Annotated in this window: 15 protein-coding genes; 12 read left to right on the top strand and 3 right to left on the bottom strand. The window is 72.8% G+C overall.

What is annotated here, in order from left to right:
* Positions 1-91: 91 nt before the first annotated feature.
* The 12 genes from ACFOX0_RS31985 (at position 92) to ACFOX0_RS31930 (ending at position 14219) form a co-directional block, all read left to right on the top strand.
* The gene (locus tag ACFOX0_RS31985) at positions 92-478 is read left to right on the top strand and encodes an L-rhamnose mutarotase (protein WP_377553019.1); all 387 of its coding nucleotides are present in this window, start codon (positions 92-94) and stop codon (positions 476-478) included.
* Positions 478-1503 (top strand): zinc-dependent alcohol dehydrogenase, encoded by a 1026-nt coding sequence (locus ACFOX0_RS31980; RefSeq protein WP_377553017.1) that lies wholly within the window; start codon positions 478-480, stop codon positions 1501-1503. The genes ACFOX0_RS31985 and ACFOX0_RS31980 overlap by 1 nt, the downstream gene beginning before the upstream one ends.
* Positions 1500-2261, top strand: coding sequence for an SDR family oxidoreductase (locus tag ACFOX0_RS31975; protein ID WP_377553015.1), 762 nt, complete (start codon positions 1500-1502; stop codon positions 2259-2261). The genes ACFOX0_RS31980 and ACFOX0_RS31975 overlap by 4 nt, the downstream gene beginning before the upstream one ends.
* Positions 2261-3133, top strand: a complete 873-nt coding sequence (locus ACFOX0_RS31970; RefSeq protein WP_377553013.1) for a fumarylacetoacetate hydrolase family protein — start codon at positions 2261-2263, stop codon at positions 3131-3133. The genes ACFOX0_RS31975 and ACFOX0_RS31970 overlap by 1 nt, the downstream gene beginning before the upstream one ends.
* Positions 3133-3927: an SDR family NAD(P)-dependent oxidoreductase gene (locus ACFOX0_RS31965; RefSeq protein ID WP_377553011.1), complete on the top strand. Its 795-nt coding sequence runs from the start codon at positions 3133-3135 to the stop codon at positions 3925-3927. Before ACFOX0_RS31970 ends, ACFOX0_RS31965 begins: the two co-directional genes overlap by 1 nt.
* Positions 3928-3937: 10 nt before the next feature.
* Positions 3938-4942, top strand: a complete 1005-nt coding sequence (locus ACFOX0_RS31960; protein WP_377553009.1) for an aldo/keto reductase — start codon at positions 3938-3940, stop codon at positions 4940-4942.
* Positions 4943-5180: 238 nt separating this feature from the next.
* The gene (locus ACFOX0_RS31955) at positions 5181-6569 is read left to right on the top strand and encodes an MFS transporter (protein WP_377553007.1); all 1389 of its coding nucleotides are present in this window, start codon (positions 5181-5183) and stop codon (positions 6567-6569) included.
* A gap of 61 nt (positions 6570-6630) precedes the next feature.
* Positions 6631-8766 carry a molybdopterin oxidoreductase family protein gene (locus tag ACFOX0_RS31950; RefSeq protein ID WP_377553005.1) on the top strand — a complete coding sequence of 712 codons (2136 nt, stop codon included), beginning with the start codon at positions 6631-6633 and terminating at the stop codon, positions 8764-8766.
* Positions 8763-10205 (top strand): FAD-dependent oxidoreductase, encoded by a 1443-nt coding sequence (locus ACFOX0_RS31945; protein WP_377553004.1) that lies wholly within the window; start codon positions 8763-8765, stop codon positions 10203-10205. The genes ACFOX0_RS31950 and ACFOX0_RS31945 overlap by 4 nt, the downstream gene beginning before the upstream one ends.
* Positions 10202-12664 (top strand): nitrite reductase large subunit NirB, encoded by a 2463-nt coding sequence (nirB, locus tag ACFOX0_RS31940; protein ID WP_377553002.1) that lies wholly within the window; start codon positions 10202-10204, stop codon positions 12662-12664. The genes ACFOX0_RS31945 and nirB overlap by 4 nt, the downstream gene beginning before the upstream one ends.
* On the top strand, positions 12661-13080 hold the full coding sequence (gene nirD, locus ACFOX0_RS31935) for a nitrite reductase small subunit NirD (RefSeq protein WP_377553000.1): 420 nt from the start codon (positions 12661-12663) through the stop codon (positions 13078-13080). Before nirB ends, nirD begins: the two co-directional genes overlap by 4 nt.
* The gene (locus ACFOX0_RS31930) at positions 13077-14219 is read left to right on the top strand and encodes a uroporphyrinogen-III synthase (protein WP_377552998.1); all 1143 of its coding nucleotides are present in this window, start codon (positions 13077-13079) and stop codon (positions 14217-14219) included. The genes nirD and ACFOX0_RS31930 overlap by 4 nt, the downstream gene beginning before the upstream one ends.
* Before the next feature lie 85 nt (positions 14220-14304).
* Here the strand turns inward: ACFOX0_RS31930 and mmsB are convergent, their stop codons facing one another.
* From mmsB to chvE, 3 genes are all read right to left on the bottom strand, one after another.
* On the bottom strand, positions 14305-15570 hold the full coding sequence (gene mmsB / locus ACFOX0_RS31925) for a multiple monosaccharide ABC transporter permease (protein WP_377552996.1): 1266 nt from the start codon (positions 15568-15570) through the stop codon (positions 14305-14307).
* The gene (gene mmsA / locus ACFOX0_RS31920; RefSeq protein ID WP_449288879.1) at positions 15567-17096 is read right to left on the bottom strand and encodes a multiple monosaccharide ABC transporter ATP-binding protein; all 1530 of its coding nucleotides are present in this window, start codon (positions 17094-17096) and stop codon (positions 15567-15569) included. The genes mmsB and mmsA overlap by 4 nt, the downstream gene beginning before the upstream one ends.
* A 109-nt stretch (positions 17097-17205) precedes the next feature.
* A complete protein-coding gene (chvE, locus tag ACFOX0_RS31915) occupies positions 17206-18336 on the bottom strand; it encodes a multiple monosaccharide ABC transporter substrate-binding protein (protein WP_377552992.1) in 1131 nt (376 codons plus the stop codon).
* Positions 18337-19151: the final 815 nt, after the last annotated feature.

Here is a 19151-nt window from a genome sequence, read left to right as displayed (position 1 = left end):
GAATGCGCCGCCGGACATCCGCGGCACCTCCACTATAAAGACATCATATGTATGCCGTCGTCAAGGGCCTCGTACTGCCGGGAGGCATGCCATGCAACGCTACGGTTCGGTGATCCGGCTCCGACCGGAACACCGCGACACCTACCTGCGGCTGCACGCCGCGGTCTGGCCCGCCGTCGAGCAGACACTGCGCGCGGCCAACATCCGCAACTACACCATCTTCCTGCACGACGACCTGTTGTTCGGCTACTACGAGTACGTCGGCGAGGACCACGCGGCGGACCAGGCCCGGATCGCCGCCGATCCGCAGACCCGGGCCTGGTGGACGTTGACCGACCCGTGCCAGCAGTCGCTCGCCGAACCCGGCTCCGGCCACTGGTGGGCCCCGATGCGCGAGGTCTGGCATCTCGCCGACGACAGCGACGACAGCGACGAGAGCGCGGACCGACGGCCGACGACGAACGACGGAGCAGAGTGATGACCCGCAGCGCCCACTACGTCGGCGACCGCAAGATGACCGTCCAGGACACCGATCCGGTGCCGCCCGGACCGGGCGAGGTCCGCATCGACGTGGCGTACACCGGCATCTGCGGGACCGACCTGCACGTCCTGCACGGCGCGATGGACCACCGGGTACGCGTACCCGCGGTGATCGGGCACGAGATGTCCGGCCGGATCGCCGAACTCGGTGACGGGGTCGAGGGACACCGGGTGGGTGACCCGGTCACCGTGATGCCGCTGGACTGGTGCGGCGAGTGCCCCGCCTGCCGCGCCGGGCACACCCACATCTGCCACCGGCTCACCTTCATCGGCATCGACTCCACCGGTTCGATGCAGAGTTCCTGGACCGTGCCGGCCCGGGTCCTGGTGCCGCTGCCCGAGGAGTTGCCCCTCGACCACGCCGCGCTGATCGAACCGACCGCGGTCGCCGTGCACGACGTACGCCGGTCCCGGCTCACGGCCGGCGAGCACGCGGTCGTCATCGGCGCCGGCCCGGTGGGGTTGCTCATCGGCAAGGTCGCCCAGGCCACCGGCGCCACGGTGACCGTACTGGAACTCGACCCGCACCGGCGCGCGGTGGCCGCGGACCTGGGTCTGTCCGTCGTGGACCCGACGGCCGTCGACGTGGCCCGGCAGGTGCTGGAAAGCACCGGGGGCGCCGGGGCCGACGTCGTGTTCGAGGTGTCCGGCTCCGCCGCCGGGGTCCGGATCGCCACCGACCTGCTGGCGGTACGTGGCCGGCTGGTGGTGGTGGCGATCCACCCCACGCCGCGCGAGGTCGACCTGCACCGGATCTTCTGGCGGGAGTTGGAGGTCCTCGGGGTCCGGGTCTACCAGCGGGAGGACTACGCGGAGGCGGTCTGGCTGGTCCGCAGCGGACGGGTGCCGACCAGCCGGCTGATCTCCCGGATCGTTCCGATCGAGGACGTCGGGCGGGCCTTCGCCGCGCTGGAGGCCGGCGGCGACGTCAAGGTGCTCATCGACTGTGGGGGTGTCGGGTGAATCCGTTCGACCTGACCGGCCGGCTGGCCGTGGTGACCGGTTGCCGGCGGGGGATCGGCCTGGCGATCGCGGACGGGCTGGCCGCGGCCGGGGCCGACGTCGTCGGGGTCAGCGCGTCCCTGGAGGCCAGCGGCAGCGAGGTGGCCGAGCGGGTGACGGCCCACGGCCGCTCGTTCGTGCCGTACCGGGCGGACCTGGCCGACCGGGCTGCCGTCCGCGACCTCACGACCTGGCTGGCCGGGCGGGAGCGGCCGGTGGACATTCTGGTCAACAACGCCGGCACGATCCGGCGCGCACCCGCGGCGGAGCACACCGACGCGGACTGGGACCACGTGCTGGAGGTCGACCTCAACGCCCCGTTCATGCTCGCCCGCGAGGTCGGCCGGGACATGCTCCGGCGCGGCGCCGGGAAGATCATCTTCACCGCGTCGATGCTGAGCTTCCAGGGCGGCGTCACGGTGCCCGGCTATGCCGCCGCGAAGTCCGGCATCGCCGGGCTGACCCGGGCGCTGGCCAACGAGTGGGCGCCGCACGGGGTCAACGTCAACGCGATCGCCCCCGGCTACATCGCCACCGACAACACTCAGGCCCTGCGCGACCAGCCCGAGCGCAACCGGTCCATCCTGGAGCGGATACCGGCCGGCCGGTGGGGCCGACCCGGGGACCTGGCCGGTGTCGCGGTGTTCCTCGCCTCCGACGCCGCCGCCTACGTGCATGGGACGGTCATCCCGGTCGACGGTGGCTGGCTGGCCCGCTGATGCGACTGCTGCGCGTGGGACCACCCGGTGCCGAGCGGCCGGCGGTGCGGGACGCCGACGGCCGGTTCCGGGATCTCTCGTCCCTCACCCCGGACATCTGCGGCGCCTTCCTGGCGGGCGACGGCGTGGCCCGGGCGCGCGCCGCGCTGGCCGCCGGCGACCTGCCCGAGGTGCTCGGCGTCCAGCTCACCGGCGAGGAGTCACCGGTCCGGGTCGGCGCGCCGGTGGCCCGCCCCGGCAAGGTCGTCTGCATCGGGCTGAACTACCGCGACCACGCCGCCGAGACGGGTGCTCCGGTACCCGACCGGCCGGTGGTCTTCCTCAAGGACCCGGCCACCGTGATCGGACCGTACGACCGGGTGCTGGTGCCGAGGAGATCGCGCAAGACCGACTGGGAGGTCGAATTGGCCGTCGTCATCGGCAGGAAGGCCCGCTACCTCGACTCGCCGGCCGCGGCCGACGACGTCATCGCCGGCTACGCGATCAGCAACGACGTGTCCGAGCGCGAGTTCCAACTCGAGTTCTCCGGCCAGTGGGACCTGGGCAAGTCCTGCGAGACGTTCAACCCGCTGGGTCCGCTGCTGGTCACCCCCGACGAGGTAGCCGACCCGCAGGGGCTGGGACTGCGGCTGTGGGTCAACGGCACACCGCGTCAGCACGGCCACACCGGGAACATGGTCTTCGACGTCCGGTACCTGATCTGGTACCTCAGCCAGTACCTGGTGCTGGAACCCGGTGACGTGATCAACACCGGCACGCCGGCCGGCGTCGCCCTGGGCCGCCCGGACGCCCCGTACCTGCGGGCCGGGGACGTCCTGGAGTTGGAGATCGACGGACTCGGCCGGCAGCGCCAGATCGTGGGGCAGGCCTGATGACCGCCGCCGACGGGTCCGTGGCCGGCCCGACGGGTACGGCCGGGGAGTTCGCCGGACTGCGCGCCCTGGTGACCGGCGGCGCCTCCGGGATCGGGCTGGCCACCGCCCGGCTGCTGCACCGCCGGGGAGCGGCCGTCGCGGTGCTGGACCGGGACCCGCGGGACCTGCCGGAGCCGCTGCTCGCGCTGCGGGTGGACGTCACCGACGACGCCGGGGTCCGGGCCGCCGTCGAATCCGTCGCGGCGACCCTCGGCGGCATCGACATCGTGGTCAACAACGCCGGCATCGGTGCGGTCGGTACGGTCGAGGACAACCCGGACGAGCAGTGGCACCAGGTCCTCGACGTCAACCTGCTCGGCGCCGTCCGGGTCACCCGGGCGGCGCTGCCGCACCTGCGCGCGTCGGCGCACGCCGCCGTCGTGAACACCTGCTCGTTCGTGGCGACCGTCGGGGCGCCCGGCCGGGCGCTCTACGCGGCCAGCAAGGGGGCCCTGCTCGCGCTGACCCTGGCCATGGCCGCCGACCACGTGGCGGAAGGCATCCGGGTCAACTGCGTCAACCCGGGCACGGCCGACACGCCCTGGGTGGGCCGGCTGCTCGACCGGGCCGCCGACCCGGTTGCGGAGCGGGCCGCGCTGCTCGGCCGGCAGCCCACCGGCCGGTTGGTGACGGCCGACGAGGTCGCCGCCGCGATCGGTTACCTGGCCGGCCCGGCGGCCGGCTCGGTCACCGGTACGGCGCTGGCCGTCGACGGCGGGATAGTCGGGCTCCGGCTGCCCGCCCGACCCTGAAGGGGAAAACATGCGCAGGTTGCCGCTCGGTACGAGCCGGGCCTGGACCACCGAACTGTCCTTCGGCGCGGCCGGGATCGGCAACCTGGCCGGCGTCGTCGACGACGGGACGGCCGCCGCCGCGGTGGACGCCGCCTGGGCCGGCGGGATCCGTACCTTCGACACCGCCCCGCACTACGGCCTCGGCCTGTCCGAACGCCGGCTCGGCGCCGCGCTGCGCGACCGGCCGCGGCCGGAGTACACGGTCTCCACCAAGGTGGGCCGGTTGCTGGAGCCGGTCGCCGAGGTCCGGGGCGACGACCTGGCCGCGGGCGGGTTCGCCGTACCGGCCAGCCACCGCCGGGTCTGGGACTTCACCGCCGACGGGGTACGCCGCAGCCTGGAGTCGAGCCTGCACCGGCTGGGCCTGGACCGGGTCGACATCGTCTACCTGCACGATCCCGACGACCACGTGTCGCCGGCGCTGACCGAGGCGTACCCGGCCCTGGAGCGGCTCCGGTCGGAGGGGATGGTCGACGCGATCGGCGTGGGGATGAACTCCAGCGCCGTGCCGGCCCGGTTCGTCCGGGAGACCGACATCGACGTGGTGCTGCTGGCCGGCCGCTACTCGCTGCTGGACCAGAGCGGACTGGTCGACCTGCTGTCCGAGGCGCTCCGGCGCGGCGTGTCGATCGTCGTGGGCGGCGCCTTCAACTCCGGGCTGCTGGCCGACCCGCGCCCCGGGGCCAGCTACGACTACCGGCCGGCGCCGCCGGAGACCCTGGCCCGGGCGCTGCGGATCGGTGAACTCTGCGCGGCGCACGACGTACCGCTGCGGGCCGCCGCGGCCCGCTTCCCGCTCGGCCATCCGGCGGTCGCGAGCGTGCTGCTGGGGATGCGGAGCCCCGACCAGGTGACCGACGCGGTCGACAACCTGGACCGGCCGATCCCGGCCGGGCTCTGGGCCGCGCTGCGGGCCGAGGGCCTGCTCGGCGCCGACGTCCCCGTCCCGGCGGCCGGCGTCCGCGAAGACTGAACCTTTTTCAACCTCCTCTTGCGCTCCGGCGTCGGCCGAGGTCGAAGACGCGGCTTGCGCACCGCGCGGTTCAGGTTGAAAAAGGTTCACTGAACCGGCGTCGCGGTACAGGCGGGACCGACAGCGCGGCCCGGGCCGTGCCCTCACAGGGCCGGGCGGACGGTGGTGACGACCATTTCACACCGTCGGCACGTCCCCGGTCATCGGACCGCAACGTGCGGTGCGGACCGTACCGGGCATGACAACCACGCTGTCGGCCCAGACCTCCGCCGCCCCGCCCGCCACCGGGCGGTGGATCTCGCACTGGGACCCGGAGGACGAGAAGTTCTGGGCGGACACCGGCCGTCGGGTGGCCCGCCGCAACCTCGTCTGGTCGATCATCGTCGAACACCTCGGCTTCTCCGTCTGGCTGCTCTGGAGCGCGGTCGCGGTGCACCTGCCCGCGGCCGGCTTCCGGTTCTCGGTCGACCAGCTCTTCTGGCTGGTGGCCCTGCCCAACCTCGTCGGGGCGGTGATGCGCATCCCGTACACGCTCGCGGTGGCCCGGTTCGGCGGCCGTAACTGGACCACCGTGTCGGCCGCGCTGCTCGTCCTGCCGATCGGGTTGATGGCGGCCTGCGTACTGAACCCCGGCACGCCGTACTGGATGTTCGCGGTGGCGGCGACCACCGCCGGGCTCGGCGGCGGCAACTTCGCCTCGTCGATGGCGAACATCTCGTACTTCTACCCGGAGCGGCACAAGGGCGTGGCGCTCGGCCTGAACGCGGCCGGCGGCAACCTCGGCGTCGCCGTCGTCCAGTTCGCCGTACCGCTGGCCGTCGGGTTCGCCGTGCTCGGCGCCACCGGCGCCGGTCCGCACCTGGCCAACGCGCCCCTGCTGTGGCTGGCGCCGGTGCTGGTCGCCACGGTGTGCGCGGCGCTGTTCATGGACAACCTCAGCGTCTCCCGGGCACCCCTGCGCCGGCAGATGAGCGTGCTGACCGACCGGCACACCTGGGTGATGTCCGGCCTCTACATCGGTACGTTCGGGTCGTTCATCGGCTACTCGGCCGCCCTGCCGTTGCTGATCAAGTCGGAGTTCCCCGAGGTCTCCGGCGTGCTGTACGCCGCGCTGGGCCCCCTGGTCGGGTCGCTCACCCGGCCCGCGGGCGGTTGGTTGGCCGACCGGTTCGGCGGCGCCCGGATCACCGCCGCGAGTTTCCTGCTGATGGCCGGCGGGGTCGGCGGGGTGCTCGCCGCGCTGACCGCGCACCGGTTCGCGCCGTTCCTCACCGCCTTCCTGGTCCTCTTCGTGGCCAGTGGGGTCGGCAACGGGTCGACCTACCGGATGATCCCGGCGATCTTCCGGATCCGGGCCGTCCAGCGGTTGGGCGACACCCCCGAGGCGGCGACCCGGGGCCGTACCGAGGCCGCCGCGGTGATCGGCCTGGCGGCGGCGGTCGGCGCGCTCGGCGGTTTCCTCATCCCGCGCGGCTTCGGCACGTCGATCGCCCGGACCGGATCCATCGACGCGGCCCTGCTGGTCTTCCTGGCCGGCTACGCCGTCTGCCTGGTGGTCACCTGGTGGTTCTACCTGCGCACCGTGCTGGTCCGGCGGGCACCCAGCCTGGCCGAGGCGGCGGTCTGACCGCGGGGTGATCTCCCCTTTTCCGACCCGTAACACGCCTTTGCGTGGGAGGAAACCAGCGATGAGCAGCATCGTCGACATGACCTCGGCGGACACCCACTGCCCGTACTGCGCGCTGCAGTGCGCGATGACGCTCCGGACCGGCGCGGCCGGCGCGGTGACCGTGGCCGGCCGGGACTTTCCCACCAACCGGGGCGGGCTGTGCCAGAAGGGCTGGACGGCCGCCGACCTGCTGACCCACCCGGACCGGCTGACCACCCCGCTGGTCCGTGCGGCCGGCCGGCTGCGCCCGGCCGGCTGGGACGAGGCCCTCGACCGGATCGTCACCGCCGTCGGTGACCTGCAACAGCGGTACGGGCGGGACGCCGTCGGCGTGTTCGGCGGCGGCGGCCTGACCAACGAGAAGGCGTACGCGCTGGGCCGGTTCGCCCGGGTGGCCCTGCGGACCCGCACCATCGACTACAACGGGCGGTTCTGCATGTCCTCGGCCGCGGCGGCCGGCCTGCGGGCGTTCGGCCTCGACCGGGGACTGCCGTTCCCGGTCGCCGACATCGCCGCGGCCGACACCGTACTGCTGGTCGGCGCCAACCCGGCCGAGACGATGCCGCCGTTCGTCCGGCACCTCGCCGACCGACGCCTGATCGTGGTGGACCCGCGGGTCAGCGCGACCGCCCGGCTGGCCGCCCTGCACCTGCAACCGACCCCGGGCACCGACCTGGTGCTGGCCAACGGCCTGCTGCACGTCGCGATCGGGGAGGGCCTGGTCGACGCCGACTACGTGGCCGCCCGGACCACCGGCTACGACGAGGTACGCCGGGTGGTGGCCCAGTGGTGGCCGGCCCGAGTGGAACGGCTCACCGGCGTGCCGGTGGCCGACCTGTACGCCACCGTCCGGCAGCTCGCCGACGCCGACCGGGCCGTCGTGCTGACCGCCCGGGGCGCCGAGCAGCACAGCACCGGCACCGACACGGTCTCCGCGTTCGTCAACCTGGCCCTCGCCCTCGGGCTGCCCGGCCGGCCGGGCTCCGGGTACGGCTGCCTCACCGGGCAGGGCAACGGCCAGGGTGGCCGGGAGCACGGGCAGAAGGCCGACCAGTTGCCGGGCTACCGGCGGATCGACGACCCGGCGGCCCGCGCCCACGTGGCCGCCGTCTGGGGTGTCCACCCGGACGACCTGCCCGGTCCCGGCCCGTCCGCGTACGAGTTGCTCAGCTCGCTCGGCACGCCGAGCGGCGCCCGCGGGCTGCTGGTGTTCGGCTCCAACCCGGTGGTGTCGGCGCCCCGGGCCGCCACCGTGACCGACCGGCTGTGCGCCCTGGACCTGCTGGTGGTGGCCGACCTGGTGCGGTCCGAGACGGCCGAGCTGGCCGACGTGGTACTACCCACCGCCCAGTGGGCCGAGGAGGACGGCACGATGACCAACCTGGAGGGCCGGGTGATCCGCCGGCGCCGGTTACGCCCGCCGCCCGGGTCGGTCCGCACCGATCTCGCCGTGCTGGCCGAGCTGTCCGGCCGGCTCGGCGCGCCGACCAGCGCCGACCCGCGGGTGGTCTTCGACGAACTGCGCCGGGCCAGCGCGGGCGGCCCGGCCGACTACGCGGGGATCAGCTACGAGCGGATCGACGCCGAGGGCGGGGTGTTCTGGCCGTGCCCCACGCCCGAGCACCCGGGCACGCCACGGATGTTCCTCGACCGGTTCGCCACCCCGGACGGCCGGGCCCGGTTCGTGCCGGTCGACCACCGGGCGCCGGGTGAGCTGCCGGACGACGAGTACCCGCTCTACCTCACCACCGGGCGGCAACTGACCCAGTACCAGTCCGGCGCGCAGACCCGCCGGATCGCCGCGCTGCCCGGTGGGCCGTACGTGGAGCTGCACACCGAACTGGCCGACCGGCTGGGCATCGCCGACGGCGAACCGGTCGAGATCAGCACCCGGCGCGGCACCGCGGTCGCGCCGGCCCGGCTCAGCACGACGATCCGCCCGGACACCGTCTTCATGCCGTTCCACTACGCCGGGCCGGGCCGGGCCAACACGCTGACCGGTGACGCCCTCGATCCGACCTCCCGGATGCCCGAGTTCAAGCTCGCCGCCGCCCGCCTGACCCGCGTGCGGCCCCGGGCGGCGGGTGCCCCGGCGGGCGGGTCGGGGCCGCGAACGGCGGGCGACCCGGTCGTGGGCGCGGGGCGGCCGGCGTGAGGGCTGTGGTGGTGGGGTGCGGGATGGCCGGTGCGCGGGTGGCCACCGAGCTGCACGCGCGGGACCGGGACGTCAAGGTCACCGTCTTCGGCGCCGAGCGGCACGCGCCGTACAACCGGCTCATGCTGTCGACGCTGCTGGCCGGGCGGGTGACCGAGGACGACCTGGCGATGGCCGCGCCGCCGGCCGGGATGGACGTCCGGCTCGGCACCCCGGTCACCGCCGTCGACCTGGCCCGCCGGGTGGTGGTCACCGCCGACGAGGCGGTCGAGTACGACGCCCTCGTGCTGGCCACCGGGGCCCGCGCGGTCGACCCGCCGCTGTCCGGCCTGGACGCCGACAACGTGTACGTCTTCCGCACCCTCGACGACTGTCGGGGCATCCTGGCCGGGGCGGCCACCGCCCGGACCGCCGTCGTGCTGGGTGGCGGGCTGCTCGGCCTGGAGGCCGCCCGCGGGCTCGCCGGCCGGGGACTGGACGTGACCGTGGTGCACGCCGGGTCGTACCCGATGGATCGGCAGCTCGACCCGGACGGCGGCGCGGTGCTCGCCCGGGTGCTCGGCCGGCTCGGCGTGCGGGTCCGGCTCGGTGCCCGCGCGGTCGGCTGGACCGGCACCGCGCTCGACCTCGCCGACGGCGGCACCGTCCCGGCCGACCTGCTGGTGCTGGCCTGCGGGGTCCGGCCGGACACCGCCCTGGCCCGGGCGGCCGGGCTGGCCGTGCGGCACGGCGTGCTGGTCGACGACGCGCTGCGGACCAGCGATCCGGACGTGTACGCGATCGGCGACTGCGCCGAGCACGACGGCACGGTGTACGGGCTGGTCGCGCCGGCCTGGGAACAGGCCGCCACGGTGGCCGACCGGCTCACCGGCGGCGCCGCCCGCTACCGCGGCACCCGACCCGTCACCCGGCTCAAGGCGGCCGGGCTGGACGTCGCCGCGATGGGTTCGGTGACCGCCGACCACCCGGACGCCGAGGTGGTCAGCTTCGCCGACCCGGCCCGGGGCACGTACGCCCGGCTGGTGATCCGCGACGACCGGCTGGCCGGTGCGGTGCTGCTGGGCGAGAACCCGAGCGTCGGCACGGTCGTGCAGCTGTTCGACCGGGACGCCGAGGTGCCGGCGGACCGGCGGTCGCTGCTGCTCGGCCGGTCGTTCGGCGCCGCCGCGCCGACCCGGGCCGAGACGCCGGCGTTCCTGCCCGCCCAGGCGGTGGTCTGCCGGTGCAACTCGGTCTCCAAGGCGGCGATCACGGCGGGCTGGCGGGCCGGTGCCCGGACGGTCCCGGAGATCGTGGCGGCCACCCGCGCCACCACCGGCTGCGGCAGCTGCCGGGACGCGGTGACCGGCATCGTCGACTGGCTCGCGTCGGCGGAGTCGACCGAGCCGGGAGAGGTGACGAGCCGAGCGGAATCCAACGAGGAGGTGAGTTTCCAATGAGACTCGTGGTGATCGGGAACGGCATGGTGGGGCAGCGGTTCATCGAGGCCCTCGCCGCCCGGGACGTCGACCGGCGCTGGTCGGTCACGGTGCTGGCCGAGGAGAACCGGCGGGCCTACGACCGGGTCCGCCTGTCGGCCTGGTTCGAGGGCGTCAGCGCGGAGGAGCTGACCCTCGCCCCGCTGGGCGTACCTGCGGGGGTGGACCTGCGGCTCGGCGAGCCGGCGACGGAGGTCGACCGGGAGGCCCGGGTGGTCCACACGGCGGCCGGGACGTACCCGTACGACGTGTTGGTGCTGGCGACCGGGTCGCGGCCGTTCGTACCGCCGGTGCCGGGCACCGACCGGCCCGGCTGCTTCGTCTACCGCACGCTGGACGACCTGGCGGCGCTGCGGGCGTACGCGGCCGGCCGGACCACCGGCACCGTGGTCGGCGGCGGGCTGCTCGGCCTGGAGGCGGCCAACGCGCTGCGTCTGCTGGGCCTGCGTACCTCGGTGGTGGAGTTCGCCCCGCACCTGATGCCGATGCAGGTCGACCAGGGTGGCGGCGGGATGCTGCGGCGGCGGATCGAGGAGCTGGACATCGCGGTGCACTGCGGCACCGGCGTCACCGGCGTCACCGACCACGACGGCCGGCTGCGGGTGTCCACCGCCACCGACCTGACCCTCGACACCGACCTGGTGGTCTTCGCCGCCGGCGTCCGGCCCCGCGACGAGCTGGCCCGGGCGGCCGGGCTGCCGCTGGGTGAGCGCGGCGGCGTGCTGGTGGACGACACCTGCCGCACGGCCGACGAGCGGGTCTACGCGATCGGCGAGGTCGCGGCGGTGGACGGCCGCTGCTACGGCCTGGTCGCCCCCGGGTACGCGATGGCGGACGTGGTGGTGGACCGGCTGCTCGACGGGGACGCCCGGTTCGGCGGCGCGGACACCTCCACCAAGCTCAAACTGCTCGGCGTGGACGTGGGCAGCTTCGGCGCCACCACCGGCCCGCTGGACGTGGTGTACGCCGACCCGGCCAGCGGCATCTACGCCAAGCTGGTGCTCACCGACGACGCCCGGACGCTGCTCGGCGGGATCCTGGTCGGCGACGTGTCGGCGTACCCGGCGCTGCGGTCGGCGGTCGGCGGGCCGGTGCCCGGCAAGCTGGCCGACTTCCTGTCCGCGGGCGCGCCCGCGGTGACGCTGTCCGGGTCGGCCCAGGTGTGCAGCTGCAACGCGGTCAGCAAGGACCAGGTGCTGGCCGCGATCGGCGGCGGGTGCGCGGACGTGGGCTGCCTGAAGGCGTGCACCCGGGCCGGCACCACCTGCGGATCGTGCGTGCCGCTGCTGCGTACGCTGCTGGACGAGGCCGGCGTGGCGCAGTCCCGCGCGCTGTGCGAGCACTTCGAGCACTCCCGGCAGGAGCTGTTCGACCTGATCCGGATACGCGGCATTGGGACCTTCTCCGAGCTGGTGGCCGGCTACGGCACCGGCCGTGGCTGCGACATCTGCAAGCCGGCCGTGGCCTCGATCCTGGCCTCGCTGGGCAACGGCCACGTGCTGGACGGCGAACAGGCCGCCCTGCAGGACACCAACGACCACTTCCTGGCCAACATCCAGCGCGACGGCACCTACTCGGTGGTGCCCCGGATACCCGGCGGGGAGATCACCCCGGACCGGCTCATCGTGATCGGCGAGGTGGCCCGCGACTTCGGGCTCTACACGAAGATCACCGGCGGTCAGCGGATCGACCTGTTCGGGGCCCGGGTGGAGCAGTTGCCGGCGATCTGGCGCCGGCTGGTGGACGCGGGCTTCGAGTCCGGGCACGCGTACGGCAAGGCGCTGCGCACGGTGAAGTCGTGTGTCGGCTCGGCCTGGTGCCGGTACGGCGTACAGGACTCGGTGGGGTTGGCCGTGGCCCTCGAACTGCGCTACCGCGGCCTGCGCTCGCCGCACAAGATAAAGGCGGCGGTCTCCGGCTGTGCCCGGGAGTGCGCCGAGGCGCGTGGCAAGGACTTCGGCGTCATCGCCACCGAGACCGGCTGGAACCTCTACGTCGGCGGCAACGGCGGGTTCCGCCCCCGGCACGCCGAGCTGTTCCGTTCCGACCTGGACACCGAGGAGTTGATCCGGACCATCGACCGTTACCTGATGTACTACATCCGCACCGCCGACCGGCTGCAACGCACCTCCGCCTGGCTGGAGGCGATGGACGGCGGGCTGGAGCACCTGCGGGCCGTCGTCGTGGACGACAGCCTGGGCATCTGTGCCGACCTGGACGCCGCGATGGAACGGCACATCGGCTCGTACGCCGACGAGTGGCGGGCGGTGCTGGACGATCCGGAGAAGCTGCGCCGGTTCGTCTCGTTCGTCAACGAGCCCGGCACACCCGACCCGTCCATCTCGTTCGCCGTCGAACGAAACCAGCCGGTACCCGCCGGCGGTCCGGTCGCCCTCGGCCTGCCGGCGGTGCGGCGATGACCCCGGCGTCCGCGGCGGGCACCGCGCCGACCGTGTCTCCCGCGCCGACCGTGTCTGTCGCGCCGACCGCGGCCGGTCCGGTCGCCGGTACGACCCGCTGGGTCACCGTCTGCCGGCTGGCCGACCTGTTGCCCGAGCGGGGTGCCGCCGCGCTGCTGGACGGCACGCAGGTGGCGGTCTTCCGGCTGCACGACGACGGGGTACGGGCGATCGGGAACCACGACCCGCTCTCCGGCGCGTACGTGCTGTCCCGGGGCATCGTCGGCACCCGTGGTGACCGGGCGGTGGTCGCGTCCCCGATGCACAAGCAGGCGTACGACCTGGACACCGGGCACTGCCTGGACGTGCCCGACGTGGCCGTGCCGGTGTATCCGGCGCGGGTCCGGGGCGGCCTGGTGGAGGTGGCGGTCCGGTGACCGCCGCCGGCCGGACGGCCGATGAACCGGCACCGTTGACCGGGTTCACGGTGGCCGTCACCGCCGACCGCCGGAGCGCGGAGCTGCGGACCCTGCTCGAACGCCGGGGCGCCCGGGTGGTCACCGCCCCGGCGATCACCATCGTGCCGCTGCGCGACGACGTGGCCCTGCGGCAGGCCACCGAGGAGTGCCTGCGCCGGCCGCCGGACACCGTCGTTGTCACCACCGGCATCGGCTTCCGGGGCTGGCTGGAGGCGGCCGAGGGGTGGGGCGTCGGTGAGCCGCTGCGGGGCGGCCTGGACCGGGCCCGGCTGTACGCCCGGGGGGCCAAGCCGTGCGGCGCGATCCGGGCCGCCGGGCTCAGCGAGGAGTGGGCGGCGCCGACCGAGTCGTGCGAGGAGATCCTGCGCGAACTGCTCGCCGAGGGGGTGGCCGGCCGGCGGGTCGCCGTCCAGTTGCACGGCGGCCCGCAGGAGGAGTTCGTGACGGCGCTGCGGACGGCCGGGGCGGAGGTGGTGGAGGTTCCGGTGTACCGGTGGGCGGCGCCGGCCGACGTCGGCCCGCTCCGCCGGCTGGTCGGGCAGATCCTCGCCGGCCAGGTCGACGCGGTGACCTTCACCAGCGCCCCGGCCGTGCGGACGCTGCTGGAGGTGGCCGGGACGGCGGCCACGGAGCTGTTCACCGATCGGGTGCTGGCCGCCTGCGTCGGGCCGGTCACCGCGGCGCCGCTGCGGACCGCCGGGGTGCCGACCCTGGTGCCCGAGCGGGCCCGACTGGGCGCCCTGGTCCGGGCCGTCACCGACGAGCTGCCCCGGCGGGCCCGCCGGCTCCCGGTCGCCGGCACCGAGCTGGAACTGCGCGGGCACGCGGTGCTGGTCGACGGCGCCGTCCGGCTGCTCGCCCCGGCCACCATGGCGATCCTGACCGCGCTCGCGGACCGGCCCGGGGCGGTGGTGTCCCGGGCCGACCTGGCCGCGGCGTTGCCCCGGGCCGCCGACGGTCACGCCGTGGACATGGCCGTGGTGCGACTGCGGGCGGCCCTCGGCTCGTCCCGCTACGTCGAGACCGTGGTCAAGCGGGGCTACCGGCTGCGGGTCGACGGCACCCACCCCGCTGCCGGGGGCGTCCGGAGTAGGTGACGGAGCAGCATCCGGATCATCCCGCGGGGTAGGGGCCGGACAGGAGACGGGGCCCGACCCCGATGGCCGGGCCCCGTCGCGGCGGTCAGCGGTTGACCAGGCCCGCGCGGCGCTTCGACCAGACGTCGAAGGCCACCGCGGCCAGCAACACCACGCCCTTGACCAGCATGACCCGGTCGCTCGGCGCGCCGATCAGCGACATGCCGTTGTTGATCACACCCATGATGAGGCCGCCGGTGATCGCGCCCACCACCTTGCCGACGCCGCCCTGCACGGCGGCGCCGCCGATGAAGGCCGCCGCGATGGCGTCCAGCTCGGCCGCGTTGCCCGCGGTCGGTCCGGCCAGGTTGAGCCGGCCGGCGGAGATGATCCCGGCCAGCGCGGAGAGCACGCCCATGTTCACGAAGATCCAGAAGGCCACCGACCGGACCTTCACCCCGGAGAGGGTGGCCGCCTGCAGGTTGCCGCCGACCGCGTAGATCCACCGTCCGAACACGGCCCGGTTGGTGAGCACCGAGTACCCCAGCACCAGTACGGCCAGCAGCACCAGCACCCACGGCAGGTTCTTGAACCGGGCGAGCTGCACCACCACGGTCAGGATGACCGCGGCCGCCAGCGCCAGCTTCAGCACGAACACCGGCAGCGGTTCGACGGTCTGCCGGTAGCCGAGCCGGGCCGTCCGGTCCCGCCACCGCTGCAGCACCAGGCCGGCCACCACGACCACGCCGACCAGCAGGCTGAACAGGTCCGCGCCGTCCAGCGGGCCGAGCCCGATGTTGCCCAGATAACTACCGGTGAAGCCGTTGGCGAGGGTTCGTACCGGGTCCGGGAACGGGCCGATGCCCTGGTTGCCGAGCGTGGTCAGGGTCAGCGCGCGGAACAGCAGCATGCCGGCCAGGGTCACGATGAACGCGGGGATGCCGAAGTAGGCGATCCAGTAGCCCTGCCAGGCGCCGATCGCCGCGCCGGTGAGCAGCGTGAGCAGCAGTGCCAGCGGCCAGGGCACGTGCAGGTTGACCATCAGCACGGCGGCCACCGCGCCGGTCACCCCCATCACCGAGCCGACCGACAGGTCGATGTGCCCGGCGATGATGATCAGGATCATGCCGATGGCCAGCACCAGGACGTACGAGTTCTGCACGATGATGTTGGAGATGTTCTGCGGTTCCAGCAGCGCGCCGTCGGTGAGCACCGCGAAAAGCGCGACGATCAACGCGAAGGCGACGTAGATGCCGCTCTGCCGGAGGTTCACCGACAGCCGCCGGCGCGGACCGCCGTCCGGTTCCACCGGCCCGGCGAGCTCGGGCGACTCGACCGGAACCGTGCTGTTCGTGGGTGCGACGCTGCTCATCGCGGGGCCACTCCTGTTCCCTGGGTCATCAACTGCATGAGGCGTTCCTGGGTCGCGTCGGCCCGGTCGACCACTCCGGTCGTCCGGCCTGCGGCGAGCGTGTAGATGCGGTCGCAGAGGCCCAGCAGTTCGGGCAACTCCGACGAGATGACCAGCACCGCCTTGCCCTCGTCGGCCAGTCGGTTGATGATCGTGTAGATCTCGTACTTGGCGCCCACGTCGATGCCGCGGGTCGGTTCGTCGAGGATCAGCACGTCCGGGTCGGTGAAGATCCACTTGCCCAGCACGACCTTCTGCTGGTTGCCGCCGCTGAGCTTGCCGGTGACGCTGAGCACGCTCGGCGCCTTGATGCCCAGGTTGCGCCGGTAGTCCTCGGCCACCCGGAACTCCTCGTTGCCGTCCACCCAGCCGCGCTTCGCGAGCCGGCGCAGGCCGGCCGCCGAGACGTTGCGCTTGATGTCCTCGATCAGGTTCAGGCCGTACCGCTTGCGGTCCTCGGTCACGTACGCGATGCCGTGCTCGATCGCGTCGGTGACCGAGTTCAGCTTGATCTCCTTGCCGTCCTTGATGATCCGGCCGGAGATGCCGGTGCCGTAGGCCCGGCCGAAGACGCTCATCGCCAACTCGGTCCGGCCGGCACCCATCAGCCCGGCCAGCCCGACGATCTCTCCGCGCCGCAGGAAGAGGCTGGCGTCCGAGACCACGGTCCGGCCGCGCTGGGTCGGGCTGTGCACCGTCCAGTTCTCGATCCGGAAAACCTCGTCGCCGATGGTCGGCTCGTGCGGCGGGAACCGGTGGTCCAGGTCGCGGCCCACCATCCCGGAGATGATCCGGTCCTCGGTCACCTCGTCCGTGTGCATGTCCAGCGTCTCGATCATCCGACCGTCGCGCAGGATGCTGATCGAGTCGGCGATCGCGGCGATCTCATTCAGCTTGTGCGAGATGATCACGCAGGTGATGCCCTCGTCGCGCAGCCCGCGCAGCAGGTTGAGCAGGTGCGCGGAGTCGTCGTCGTTCAGCGCGGCGGTCGGCTCGTCGAGGATGAGCAGGCGGACCTTCTTGGACAGCGCCTTCGCGATCTCGACCAGTTGCTGCTTGCCGACGCCGATGTCGAGCACCGGGGTCACCGGGTTCTCCCGCAGGCCGACCCGGTCGAGCAACTCGGCCGCCTCGTGATTGGTGCGGTGCCAGTCGATCAGTCCACGGCCGGCCCGCTCGTTGCCGAGGAAGATGTTCTCCGCGATGGACAACTGCGGGCACAGGGCCAGCTCCTGGTGGATGATGACGATGCCGCGCTGTTCGCTGTCCCGGATGTTGTGGAACTCGCAGGGCTGCCCGTCGAACTCGATCGTGCCGTCGTGGCCGCCGTGCGGGTAGACCCCGGACAACACCTTCATCAGGGTCGACTTGCCGGCGCCGTTCTCGCCGCAGATCGCGTGAATCTCGCCCCGACGGACGGACAACGAGACGTCCGAGAGCGCGGCGACGCCCGGGAACGTCTTGGTGATGCCGTGCATCCGGAGGATGTGGTCGGTCATGTCTTGCTCTCTTCGCCGGGCCGGTCACGGGCGTACGTATGAGTCGGGTCGGTCTCCCCGGGCGGTGGACGCCCGGGGAGACCGACCCCCGTCCGGTCTAGGACGTCAGCTGCGACTGGGTGAGGTAGCCGGATTCGATGAGTTCCTTCTGGTAGTTCGTCTTGTCGACGATCACCGGCTGCAACAGGTACGTGGGAACGATCTTGTTGCCGTTCTCGTAGTCCTTCTCGTTGTTGACCTCGGGCTTCTGGCCCTTCAGCACCTGGTCGGCCATCTTCGCGGTCTCGCTGGCGAGCTTGCGCAGGTCCTTGAAGATGGTGGAGTACTGCTCGCCCTTGACGATCGACTTGACCGAGGTCAGTTCGGCGTCCTGCCCGGTGACCACCGGGTACGGCTGGCCCTTCGTCCCGTAGCCGTTGCTCCGCAGCGCGGACAGGATGCCGATGGACAGCCCGTCGTACGGCGAGAGCACGCCGTCGACCTTGGCGCCACCGCTGTAGGTCTTGGTGAGCAGGTCCTCCATCCGGGCCTGGGCGGTCTCCGCCTTCCAGCGCAGGATCGCGATGGTCTTGAAGTCCTTCTGGCCGCTCTTGACCACCAGCGTGCCCTTGTCGATGTACGGCTGCAGGACCGACATCGCGCCGTTGTAGAAGAACGTGGCGTTGTTGTCGTCCGGCGAGCCGGCGAACAGCTCGACGTTGAACGGGCCCTTGGCCGTGCCGTCGGAGCCGTCGGCGTTCTTCAGCTTCAGGCCCACCAGTAGCGAGGTGGCCTGCTGCACGCCGACCTTGAAGTTGTCGAAGGTGGTGTAGTAGTCGACGTTGGGGCTGTTGCGGATCAGCCGGTCGTAGGCGATCACCTTGACCTTCTTGTCCGCGGCCTGCTGGAGCTGCGTGGAGAGCGTCGTGCCGTCGATGGAGGCGATGATGAGCAGCTTCGCGCCCTTGGTGATCTGGTTCTCGACCTGGTTGGCCTGGGTGGGGATGTCGTCCTCCGCGTACTGGAGGTCCACCTTGTAGCCGAGCTTCTCCAGGGCGGTCCGCAGGTTGTCGCCGTCGTGCACCCAACGCTCGGATGACTTGGTCGGCATGGTGACACCGACCAACGCACCGGCGTTGGAGCCGGAGTCACCCTCCTTGTCGCCGGACTTGGTGCTGGACCCGCAGGCGGTCAGTGCCGCCGCGAGCAGCACGGCGCCGGCCGCGGCCGAAAGCCGTACGAACTTCATCTGCTGTCCTCCCCATCCTGATGCCGCAGATATGGCCGGCCGGATCCCACGCGACCGGTTGTCCTCGCGGCGTCGGGGGCCGCCCATCGGGTGATCTGGCAGGTACGTCGAACGGGGGGATCCCGCACCTGCCGGACAGGGGCTGGCAACGCCGGCGACGCCCAGTGTTATCGCTAACAATCGGAGGGTCAACGGCGCATTACGTAACGCTTGGGTAACATGCCGGACGTTCCGCCTGGTGCACCGCATCGACGCAGGTCAACCCGTCTCTCCGGGGTCCCGGACGGCGGCCGGTGGGGGCGGGGGCGGGACGTGCCCCGGGTGGTCAACCGACCTCGCCCACGAGGTGTGGCGCGTGGTTTCTGGTGATCAACCGGCCGGCCCCCGGATCGGCCGAGACTCGTTGATAATTTAGATGTATCAATGTTAACGTTCTCGGCATCTCTGTCCGGATGGCCACTGCCACTGGTCGGGGAGATGTTGTCGTTAACAACTGGACGGGCGAGCGGACCGGTCCCGGTCCGTCGGTGGGGCAACACCGTAGCCCGGCGCCCGGACGCGGGATCCCGCGCGTCGAGCTCGCCGCCCACCCGGTTCTCATCCTGACGATCCGCCCGTCGGGGTTCGCCCGATCCCCTGTGCGAGAGGTGGCAAGATCATGAAGATTTCGAGCGGTACCGGAACGGGTCGGTCCCGTCGGCCGGTGATCGCGTTGATGTCAGTCACTGCGGCGGCGGTGACCGCGGCGGGTGTGACGTTGGTGTTCGCCGGGCCGGCGAGTGCGGCGTCGACGTTGGGGGCGGCGGCGGCGCAGT

This window comes from Micromonospora zhanjiangensis (assembly GCF_042650605.1).
In the GTDB taxonomy this organism is placed as follows: domain Bacteria; phylum Actinomycetota; class Actinomycetes; order Mycobacteriales; family Micromonosporaceae; genus Micromonospora_J; species Micromonospora_J zhanjiangensis.
The sequence above is the reverse complement of the archived record's forward strand: the minus strand, read 5'-3'. Positions and strand labels throughout refer to the sequence as shown.

Bases quoted from the DNA above. Each gene is read 5' to 3' on its own strand.
- ACFOX0_RS31985 (WP_377553019.1), top strand. From the start codon at position 92: ATGCAACGCTACGGTTCGGTGATCCGGCTCCGACCGGAACACCGCGAC.
- ACFOX0_RS31980 (WP_377553017.1), top strand. From the start codon at position 478: ATGACCCGCAGCGCCCACTACGTCGGCGACCGCAAGATGACCGTCCAG.
- ACFOX0_RS31970 (WP_377553013.1), top strand. From the start codon at position 2,261: ATGCGACTGCTGCGCGTGGGACCACCCGGTGCCGAGCGGCCGGCGGTG.
- ACFOX0_RS31965 (WP_377553011.1), top strand. From the start codon at position 3,133: ATGACCGCCGCCGACGGGTCCGTGGCCGGCCCGACGGGTACGGCCGGG.
- ACFOX0_RS31960 (WP_377553009.1), top strand. From the start codon at position 3,938: ATGCGCAGGTTGCCGCTCGGTACGAGCCGGGCCTGGACCACCGAACTG.
- ACFOX0_RS31955 (WP_377553007.1), top strand. From the start codon at position 5,181: ATGACAACCACGCTGTCGGCCCAGACCTCCGCCGCCCCGCCCGCCACC.
- ACFOX0_RS31950 (WP_377553005.1), top strand. From the start codon at position 6,631: ATGAGCAGCATCGTCGACATGACCTCGGCGGACACCCACTGCCCGTAC.
- nirB (WP_377553002.1), top strand. From the start codon at position 10,202: ATGAGACTCGTGGTGATCGGGAACGGCATGGTGGGGCAGCGGTTCATC.
- nirD (WP_377553000.1), top strand. From the start codon at position 12,661: ATGACCCCGGCGTCCGCGGCGGGCACCGCGCCGACCGTGTCTCCCGCG.
- mmsB (WP_377552996.1), bottom strand. From the start codon at position 15,570: ATGAGCAGCGTCGCACCCACGAACAGCACGGTTCCGGTCGAGTCGCCC.
- chvE (WP_377552992.1), bottom strand. From the start codon at position 18,336: ATGAAGTTCGTACGGCTTTCGGCCGCGGCCGGCGCCGTGCTGCTCGCG.